A 9,366-nucleotide genomic window follows, 5' to 3' on the forward strand; every position below is an offset into this window, starting at 1 on the left:
GCCTTAACCGGTTTCGCGGACCAGCGAAACCTTTGGCGGCGAACGGGGCGCGGAACTTTATTCCGCGGCGACGGCGGCCGTTTCGGCGTCGCTCAGCGGCTGTTCCAGGCGGCTGACCATTTCCTTCGGGCAGACCTGCCAGAAGTGGTTCCGCCAGCGATCCCAATCGTCGAGGATGATGTTCGACCACTTGCTGTCCGTCGCCACCGCATGTTCGGCGATCAGCGACTTCAGGCGGGTTTCCCAATAGCTCGATTCCAGGCGCTGCCACTGGATGCTTTCAGGGTTGGCGCGGTCGGCGAAGTCGCCATGCTCGTCGAGCACGAAGGCCATGCCGCCCGTCATCCCGGCGCCGAAATTCTGGCCGACGCGGCCGAGGATCACAGCGGTGCCCCCGGTCATATATTCGCAGCCATTGGCGCCGCAGCCTTCGACGACGACGGTCGCGCCCGAATTGCGGACGGCGAAGCGTTCACCCGCCTGCCCCGCGGCATAAAGCCGGCCCGATGTCGCCCCGTAGAGCACGGTGTTGCCGAGGATCGTGTTCGACTTGCTTTCCAGCGGCGACGACACGGTGGGGCGGACCGTGATGACCGCGCCCGACAGGCCCTTGCCGACATAATCATTGGCATCGCCGAACACTTCCAGCGTCAGCCCCTTGCAGGCGAAGGCGCCGAGCGACTGGCCCGCCGATCCGCGCAGGCGGACATGGACGTGGCCATCGGCCAGCTTCTCCATGCCGAAACGGCGGACGATTTCCGACGAGAAGCGCGTGCCGACGGCGCGGTGCGTGTTGCGCACCGTATAGGTCAGCTGCATCTTTTCGCCCCGTTCGAACACGGCCTTGGCGTCCGCGATCATCTGGGCGTCGAGGCTGTCCGGCACTTCGTTGCGGAAGGTCGGGATGTTGAAGCGACGCTTGTCGTCATCCGCGTCCACCTTGGCGAGCACGGGGTTGAGATCGAGATCGTCGAGATGCTCGGCGCCACGGCTGACCTGGCGGAGCAGTTCGGTGCGGCCGATCACCTCGTCCAGCGAACGGACGCCGAGCTTGGCGAGGATCTCGCGCACTTCCTCGGCGATGAAGGTCATCAGGTTGATCACCTTTTCCGGCGATCCGACGAACTTCTTCCGAAGCGCCTCGTCCTGCGTGCAGACGCCGACCGGGCAGGTGTTCGAATGGCACTGGCGCACCATGATGCAGCCCATCGCGACCAGCGAAAGCGTGCCGATGCCGAATTCCTCAGCCCCCAGGATCGCCGCGATCACGATATCGCGCCCGGTCTTGAGGCCGCCATCGGTGCGCAGCTTCACGCGGTGGCGCAGGCCATTCAGCGTCAGCACCTGATTGGCTTCGGTCAGGCCCATTTCCCACGGCGTGCCGGCGAACTTCACCGAGGTCTGCGGGGATGCGCCGGTGCCGCCGACATGGCCGGAAACGAGGATGACGTCCGCATGGGCCTTGGCGACACCCGCCGCGACCGTGCCGATGCCCGCCTGGCTGACCAGCTTCACGCAGACCCGCGCGCGCGGGTTGATCTGCTTGAGGTCGTATATCAGCTGGGCGAGATCCTCGATCGAATAGATGTCGTGGTGCGGCGGGGGGGAGATCAGCATTACGCCCGGCGTCGAATGGCGCAGCTTGGCGATCTGCGCGGTCACCTTGAAGCCGGGCAGCTGGCCGCCCTCGCCGGGCTTGGCGCCCTGGGCCACCTTGATCTCGATCTCTTCGGCCGCGTTCAGATATTCGGCGGTCACGCCGAACCGTCCGCTCGCGATCTGCTTGATCACCGAATTGGCGTTGTCGCCATTCTCGTAAGGCTGATAGCGCGACTTGTCCTCGCCGCCCTCGCCCGACACCGCCTTGGCGCCGATGCGGTTCATCGCGATCGCCAGCGTCTCATGCGCTTCCGGGGAAAGCGCGCCAAGCGACATGCCGGGCGTCACGAACCGCTTGCGGATCTCGGTGATCGCCTCGACCGAGTCGATCGGGATCGCCTCGCGCGCCCAGTTGAATTCGAGCAGATCGCGCAGATAGACCGGCGGCATATCCTTCACGCCACGGGCGAACTGCAGATAGGTGGAATAGCTGTCGGTCGACACCGCTGTCTGCAACAGGTGCATCAGCTGCGCCGAATAAGCGTGCGTCTCGCCACCGTTGCGCTGGCGATAGAAGCCGCCGATCGGCAGCGTCACCACGCCTTCGTCGAACGCGGCATCGTGCCGCATCTTCGCCGAATATTGCAGCGAGGCATAACCTTCGCCCGAGATCTTGGCCGGCATGCCGGGGAACAGATCGTTGACGAGCGCGCGGCTGAGCCCGACGGCTTCGAAATTATAACCGCCGCGATAGCTGGAGATCACCGCGATCCCCATCTTCGACATGATCTTCAGCAGGCCATCGTCGATCGCCTTGCGGTGGCGCTTCAGGCATTCCGCGATCGAAAGATCGCCGAACAGGCCACGGGCATGGCGATCGGCGATCGCGGCTTCGGACAGATAGGCGTTCACCGTGGTCGCGCCGACGCCGATCAGCACCGCATAATAATGCGTGTCGAGGCATTCGGCCGAGCGCACGTTGATCGACGCATAGGAACGCAGGCCCTTGCGCACGAGATGCGTGTGCACCGCCGCCGCCGCCAGCACCATCGCGATGCCCACGCGATCCGGGCCGATATTCTCATCGGTCAGGAACAGTTCGGTCTTGCCCTCGCGCACCGCCTTTTCGGCCTCGGCGCGCACCGCCACGATCGCATGGCGCAGCGCATCGGGGCCGCCATCGGCGGCATAGGTGCAGTCGATCTCGGCGGCGTGGCGGCCGAAATGGCGCTGCAGCCGCGCCCAGTCCGCGCAATCGAGCACCGGGGAATCGAGCACCAGCACGTTGGACTGCTGCGCCTCGACATCCAGGATGTTGGCGAGGTTGCCGAACCGCGTCTTGAGCGACATGACCTGCGTTTCGCGCAAGCTGTCGATCGGCGGGTTGGTCACCTGGCTGAAATTCTGGCGGAAGAAGTGGCTGATCAGCCGCGGCTTATCGGAAATCACGGCCAGCGGGGCATCGTCGCCCATCGAGCCGATGGCTTCCTTGGCATCCTCCACCTGCGGCGCGAGGATGAGTTCCATGTCCTCCAGCGTCTGGCCGGCTGCCACCTGGCGGCGGGTCAGTTCCGCACGGTCATAACGCGGGGTCGCATCGGCCACTTCCGGCAGGTCGTCGACCCCCAGAAAGTCCTTCACCCACTCGCCATAAGGCTGCTCGGCCGAGATGCGATCCTTGATCGCCATGTCGTCGTAGAGCTTGCCCTCTTCCAGATCGATCGCGATCATCTGGCCGGGGCCCATGCGGCCCTTGCGGACGATCGAGCTTTCCGGAACGACGACCATGCCGGTTTCCGAACCGACGATCAGCAGATTGTCCGCCGTCTGCGTGGTGCGCAGCGGGCGCAGGGCATTGCGGTCGACGCCGGCCACCACCCAGCGGCCGTCCGTCATCGCCAGCGCGGCCGGGCCGTCCCACGGCTCCATCACCGACGCGAGGTAGGAATACATGTCGGCATGCGGCTGCGGCAGTTCGGTATGCTGCCACGCTTCGGGCACCAGCATCAGCTTGGCGGTCGGCGCGTCGCGGCCCGAACGGCAGATCGCCTCGAACACGGCATCAAGCGCGGCGGTATCGGAAGCGCCCGCCGGGATCAGCGGCTTGATCTCCTCCGAATGCTCGCCAAAGGCCAGCGAGGCCATCTTGATCTCGTGGCTCTTCATCCAGTTCTTGTTGCCGCGGATCGTGTTGATTTCGCCGTTATGCGCAAGGTTGCGGAACGGCTGCGCCAGCCACCATTGCGGGAAGGTGTTGGTCGAATAACGCTGGTGGAAGATCGCGACGCGCGAAACGAAGCGTTCGTCCTTGAGGTCAGGGTAGAAGACCGACAGCTCTTCCGCCAGGAACAGGCCCTTATAGACGATCGACCGGCACGACAGCGAACAGACGTAGAAGCCCTGGATCTGGGCCTCGATCACCTTGCGCTCGATGCGGCGGCGGATCAGGTAGAGATTCTTCTCGAACTCGGCCTGGTCCGTCTCGTCCGGCAGCGGGCCGGCGATCATGATCTGCTCGATCTCGGGGCGCGTCGCCTGCGCCTTCTCGCCGATCACCGACACATCGACCGGCACCTGCCGCCACCCATAGATGGTGTAGCCGAAATCGATGATCTCGGCCTCGACGATCGTGCGGCAGGTTTCCTGCGCCGAAAGATCGGTGCGCGGCAGGAAGATCATGCCCACGGCAAGCCGGTTCGGCAGCGGCCGGTGGCCACCCGCCTCGATCGCATCGTCGAAGAAGCGGGCCGGCAGATCGACATGGATGCCGGCGCCGTCGCCGGTCTTGCCGTCCGCGTCGACCGCGCCACGGTGCCACACCGCCTTCAGCGCATCGATCGCCGCCGTCACTACGCGGCGCGATGCCTTGCCGTCGGTCGCCGCGACAAGGCCGACGCCGCAGGCATCGCCCTCCATCTCGGGATGATACATGCCCTGTTCGGCAAGGCGGGCGCGCTCGGCTTCAAGCGCGGGATTGGGCTGGTCGTACATCGTCATCGTCACGTCCCCTCGGGGGTATCTTCGGCGGCCGTATCGGCCCGGTTCGGCATCGGCGGTGGCGGCAGATGGGCTGTCGCGGCGTGCGCCTTCTTCACGATGGCCGGCAGCGCCCTGGTGAGTTCCGGCATGAAGCCCTGCATCGCTTCCATCATTTCCGGATCGCTCATCAGCAGCATCGATTCCGATGCGTAGAGGCTGCCGGTGGGCGTCGCGAAAAAGCGCTGGATATCGGCCAGCTGATCGAGCGTGAACCGCCGGGCATAGGCCGCCGCCATCGCGTCCTGAATCTGCGGCTCAAGCCGCGTCATCATGTCGGTCATCTCGCCCATCATCACCTTCATGGTGATGCTCATCCGCTCGTCGAAATGGGGATCCTTGGCGCGGGCCACATCCTGAAGGCTGGCGTCCCCCAATTTCCCGGCCTCGCCGGGCGCGACACCTCCGGCCTCGGCCATATCGCTGGCCTTCGCGCTGAACATGCCGGCAACAATACCGTCCAGCATGGTATCCAGCGTGCGGTCCATCATCTTCTTATAGGTGCCGAGCGGCCATAGCTTGCTGATCACCGGGCGCGCCGCAGCCATGCGCGCCGGATCGGGCTTGTCCTTTGCTACCTTGCCGGCCGCGCTGTCCTTGCGCGTCTCGGCAACCGCATTCTGCGCAAGCGCAGGAACGGGCAGCGAGACAATCGCAAGGGCAAGAGCGAGGCTGCGCATCATGCGGCAACCTTCTCGCGGGCGGCGTCCGCCTTCGCCTTCAGGAAGGCGTGCATCCGTTCGGCCACGTCGCGGCCGTCGCGGATCGCCCACACCACCAGGCTCGCCCCGCGCACGATGTCGCCGGCGGCGAACACGCCGTCGAGGCTGGTCTGCATCGTCTTATGGTCGACGCGCAGCGTGCCCCAGCGGGTCACCGAAAGCTCGTCGGCGTCGAACGCCTTGGGCAGATCCTCGGGATCGAAGCCCAGCGCCTTGACGACGAGATCGGCATCCAGCCGGAATTCGCTGCCCGGATCGGGTTCCGGCGCGCGGCGGCCCGAAGCGTCCGGCTGGCCGAGACGCATCCTGGTCGCGCGGACCGCCGACACGCGGCCGCCCTCCCCGTCCGCCTCGAAGCCTTCCGGCGCGGAAAGCCAGACGAACTCGACGCCTTCTTCCTCGGCATTGGCCACTTCGCGCTGCGATCCCGGCATGTTCGCCCGGTCGCGACGGTAAAGGCACTTCACCGATTTCGCGCCCTGGCGGATCGCGGTGCGCACGCAGTCCATCGCGGTGTCGCCGCCGCCGATGACGACGACATTCTTGCCCTCGGCATTCAGGCTGCCATCCTCGAACGCCGGCACCGCATCGCCAAAGCTCTTGCGGTTGGACGCGATCAGATAATCCAGCGCGTCGACGACGCCGTTCGAACCCACGCCCGGCGCCTTGATGGCGCGCGGCTTGTAGACGCCTGTCGCGATCAGCACCGCATCATGGCGTTCGCGCAGTTCGGCCATCGTCGCGTCGCGGCCAATCTCGAAGCCGAGGTGGAACTGCACGCCCCCTTCGGCCAGCCGTTCGACGCGGCGCATGACGACCGGCTTTTCCAGCTTGAAGCCGGGGATGCCGTAAGTCAGCAGGCCGCCGGCGCGATCGTGCCGGTCATAGACATGCACTTCATAGCCACGGACCCGCAGCAGCTCGGCGGCGGTAAGGCCCGCCGGGCCAGCGCCGATGACCGCGACCGACTGGCCACGATCGGGAAGCGGCCGAAGCGGTTCCACCCAGCCTTCAGCCCAGGCGGTATCGGTGATGAACTTTTCAACCGATCCGATGGTGACGGCGCCATGGCCCGAAAATTCGATGACGCAATTGCCTTCGCACAGCCGGTCCTGCGGGCAGATGCGGCCGCAGATTTCCGGCATGGTCGACGTCGCGTTGGACAGTTCATAGGCTTCGCGCAGCCGCCCTTCCGCCGTCAGCCGCAGCCAATCGGGGATATGGTTGTGGAGCGGGCAATGGTTGGAGCAGTAAGGCACGCCGCATTGCGAACAACGCGACGCCTGCTCCTCAGCCTTCACGGCTTCATATTTGCGCGCGATCTCGCCGAAATCTGCGCTGCGCTCTTCCGCCGGGCGCTTGGCCGGATAGTCCTGCCCCACCCGGACAAACTTGAGCATGGGGTCTTTCGCCATGAACCGGTCTCCTGTGTCGACCGGGCCAATGACTCATCGAAAGCACGGAGTCACGTCGAATCTGCGATATAGGTTAGCTATTATGACCTATATTTTCGACATTCCGCGACGATTGATGGGTCGAAATTGAATTACGCAATAATCTATGGCCGATCCGGACTTATCGTGCCAGCAACCAGACCAGCGCGATGCTGCCCGCGACGATCCGATACCAGGCGAACGGCGCGAACCCGTAGCGGCTGACGATGGCGACAAACGCCTTCACCACCAGCAGCGCGACGATGAACGCGGCGCCGAACCCGATGCCGATCGCCTGCAGGTCGTCCAGACTCAGCAACGCGCGGTCTTTCCACAGCGCGTAGACCGTCGCCGCCGTCATCGTCGGCACCGCAAGGAAGAAACTGAACTCGGCGGCGGTCCGGCGCTCCACCCCCATCAGCAGCGCGCCCATGATCGTCGCCCCCGAACGGCTGACACCCGGCACCATCGCCAGGCACTGGACGACGCCGATCGACACCGCCGTCCGCAGCGGCATGGTTTCCACGCTGGTCACCCGCACCGCCTTCACCAGCCGTTCGATCAGCAGGATGGCGATGCCGCCGACGATCAGCGCCACCGCCACGATCTCCGGCGTCTGCAGCGCCGCGCGAACCGCGTCATAAGCGAGCACGCCAATCACCATCGCCGGCAGGAAGCCGATCAGGATATTGCGCGTGAACGCGATTGCGGACCGATCGGCGACGGCCAACCCCTTCGCCACGCCCCAGAAACGCCCCCAATAGGCCACCAGCACCGCCAGGATCGCGCCCAGCTGGATCGCGATCTTGAAGGTTGCCGATCCCTCGCCCTGAAAGCCGAGCAATTCGCCGGCGAGAACGAGATGGCCGGTCGAAGATACCGGCAGGAACTCGGTAAGCCCCTCGAGGATACCGAGGAGGACGTAGGTGAGCGTGGTGGCCATGCACCCTTTTCCGACAAATGCGCCGCAGGGGCGACCGGGACGATGATGTTGAGATAAGGCTGGGCGGGCGACGCGGGGCCCGCCCCTGCCCGATCAGGCGACCTGCTTGGCGAAGCGGCCGTGGCGACGATATTGGATCAGCCAGGCCGGTGCCATCGCCTCCAGCGGGGCCGGCTCGATACCGAAGGCGGCAAAGCCTTCCGCACCCTCGCCCACCACATTATCCTTCTGCAGCATCAGCCACTGATCCCAGGTGATCGGCGCGCCGGGCAGCCAGCCGCCCAGCCGCGTCATCAGGCGCGCGGCCTCGTCGGGGATCTGCAGGATCGCGGGGTCGCGGCCGGCCGCCTTGGCGATCCAGGCATTAAGCTCGGCCATCGACAGCGTTTCCGGCCCGCCCAGCTCGAACGTCCGCCCGCCAAAGGCAGCGCCGTCGAGTGCGGCCGCCGCAATCGCGCGGGCGACATCGGCCACGAACACCGGCTGGAACTTCGCGGCACCACGAATCACCGGCAGCACCGGCATGCGCGCCATGCCGGCAAAGCGATTCACGAAATCATCCTCCGGCCCGAAGATGATCGACGGGCGAATGATCGTCGCCTGCGGGAAAGCGGCGCGCACCGCTTCCTCCCCCTGCCCCTTGCTGCGGGCATAATGCGATTCGGCGGCCGAATCGGCGCCGATCGCCGAAACATGCACCAGCGCGCCGACGCCGGCGTCGCGCGCTGCTTCCGCCACGTTGCGGGCACCCGCGACATGAATCGAATCGAAATCGCCCTTCAGGATGCCGACCAGATTGATCACGGCATCCGAACCGCGCACCACCCGCGCCACGCTGTCGGCCTTGGTGATGTCCGCCGCGGCCAGCTGCGTCTGGCCCAGGCCGCCCAGCGGCTTCACGAACCAGGCCCGGTTGGGATCGCGTTCGGCCAGGCGCACGCGGGCGCCGGCCTTCAGCAATTCCTGCGCCACGTAACGCCCCAGAAAACCCCCGCCGCCGAACAGGGTAACAAGTGCCGTCATGTCATTTTCCCGAATGTCGTGAATTTTTTTGCTCCAACCCGCAATGCCGCCACCGACGCGTGTTGACAAGCACCGAGAGCGTCCCCTAAAGGCGCGGCCCTACCCCGTGCCCAGATGGCGGAATTGGTAGACGCACCAGCTTCAGGTGCTGGCGATCGCAAGGTCGTGGAGGTTCGAGTCCTCTTCTGGGCACCATTTGTTCCCTCTGGATTCGTCCAGAGGCGTCCAGCAAGCGGCTGGTTTCAAAGCATAATTTCGTCGACGATCGCTGGCAACCTTCCGGGTTGATCCAGCCAAATCCAGTGAAAGAGTCACAAAAAGAGGCTCATTCTGTGACTGCTGGATCGACCCGGGCAAACCGGGAATATGTCGATGCTGACTCAACTCCAGATCACCTCCGCCAAGCCAAAAGCCAAACCCTACAACCTGTCCGATGGACAAGGGCTGGTCTTGATCGTCCAGAAGACCGGTTCAAAGCTGTGGCGGTTCCGCTATCTGTTGATTTCCACTGAGAACTGACCCGGGATTTTCACCGAGAAGTGACCCGCCTGCGGTTATGGTTTGGGTGTCATTGGTGGGTCAAGATGTGGGCTTCTCCTTTCTGGGTTTG

6 protein-coding genes and 1 tRNA gene are annotated in these 9,366 nt (G+C 65.0%); 2 read left to right on the top strand and 5 right to left on the bottom strand.

Features of this window, described 5'->3' with window-relative positions; all coding sequences use genetic code 11:
* Positions 1 to 57: 57 nt before the first annotated feature.
* The 5 genes from gltB to CHB74_RS17600 form a co-directional block, all read right to left on the bottom strand.
* Entirely contained in the window at positions 58 to 4,596 is a 4,539-nt protein-coding gene (gene gltB, locus CHB74_RS17580) for a glutamate synthase large subunit (RefSeq protein WP_179220897.1), read from the bottom strand.
* Between the two features lie 2 nt (positions 4,597 to 4,598).
* Positions 4,599 to 5,318, bottom strand: a complete 720-nt coding sequence (locus CHB74_RS17585; protein ID WP_089220844.1) for a DUF2059 domain-containing protein — start codon at positions 5,316 to 5,318, stop codon at positions 4,599 to 4,601.
* Positions 5,315 to 6,772 (bottom strand): NAD(P)-dependent oxidoreductase, encoded by a 1,458-nt coding sequence (locus CHB74_RS17590; protein WP_089220845.1) that lies wholly within the window; start codon positions 6,770 to 6,772, stop codon positions 5,315 to 5,317. Before CHB74_RS17590 ends, CHB74_RS17585 begins: the two co-directional genes overlap by 4 nt.
* Before the next feature lie 160 nt (positions 6,773 to 6,932).
* Positions 6,933 to 7,733, bottom strand: a complete 801-nt coding sequence (locus CHB74_RS17595; RefSeq protein ID WP_089220846.1) for an undecaprenyl-diphosphate phosphatase — start codon at positions 7,731 to 7,733, stop codon at positions 6,933 to 6,935.
* Between the two features lie 93 nt (positions 7,734 to 7,826).
* Entirely contained in the window at positions 7,827 to 8,756 is a 930-nt protein-coding gene (locus CHB74_RS17600; protein WP_089220847.1) for a complex I NDUFA9 subunit family protein, read from the bottom strand.
* Positions 8,757 to 8,864: 108 nt separating this feature from the next.
* Here CHB74_RS17600 and CHB74_RS17605 point away from each other — a divergent pair.
* Positions 8,865 to 8,951, top strand: a tRNA-Leu gene (locus CHB74_RS17605).
* A gap of 177 nt (positions 8,952 to 9,128) precedes the next feature.
* Positions 9,129 to 9,275 carry an Arm DNA-binding domain-containing protein gene (locus CHB74_RS17610; protein ID WP_218821459.1) on the top strand — a complete coding sequence of 49 codons (147 nt, stop codon included), beginning with the start codon at positions 9,129 to 9,131 and terminating at the stop codon, positions 9,273 to 9,275.
* Positions 9,276 to 9,366: the final 91 nt, after the last annotated feature.

This window comes from Edaphosphingomonas laterariae (assembly GCF_900188165.1).
Taxonomy (GTDB): Bacteria; Pseudomonadota; Alphaproteobacteria; order Sphingomonadales; family Sphingomonadaceae; genus Sphingomonas_E; species Sphingomonas_E laterariae.

Excerpts from the sequence above, each read along its gene's own strand:
- gltB (WP_179220897.1), bottom strand. The coding sequence starts at position 4,596 with ATGACGATGTACGACCAGCCCAATCCCGCGCTTGAAGCCGAGCGCGCC.
- CHB74_RS17585 (WP_089220844.1), bottom strand. The coding sequence starts at position 5,318 with ATGATGCGCAGCCTCGCTCTTGCCCTTGCGATTGTCTCGCTGCCCGTT.
- CHB74_RS17590 (WP_089220845.1), bottom strand. The coding sequence starts at position 6,772 with ATGGCGAAAGACCCCATGCTCAAGTTTGTCCGGGTGGGGCAGGACTAT.
- CHB74_RS17595 (WP_089220846.1), bottom strand. The coding sequence starts at position 7,733 with ATGGCCACCACGCTCACCTACGTCCTCCTCGGTATCCTCGAGGGGCTT.
- CHB74_RS17600 (WP_089220847.1), bottom strand. The coding sequence starts at position 8,756 with ATGACGGCACTTGTTACCCTGTTCGGCGGCGGGGGTTTTCTGGGGCGT.
- CHB74_RS17610 (WP_218821459.1), top strand. The coding sequence starts at position 9,129 with ATGCTGACTCAACTCCAGATCACCTCCGCCAAGCCAAAAGCCAAACCC.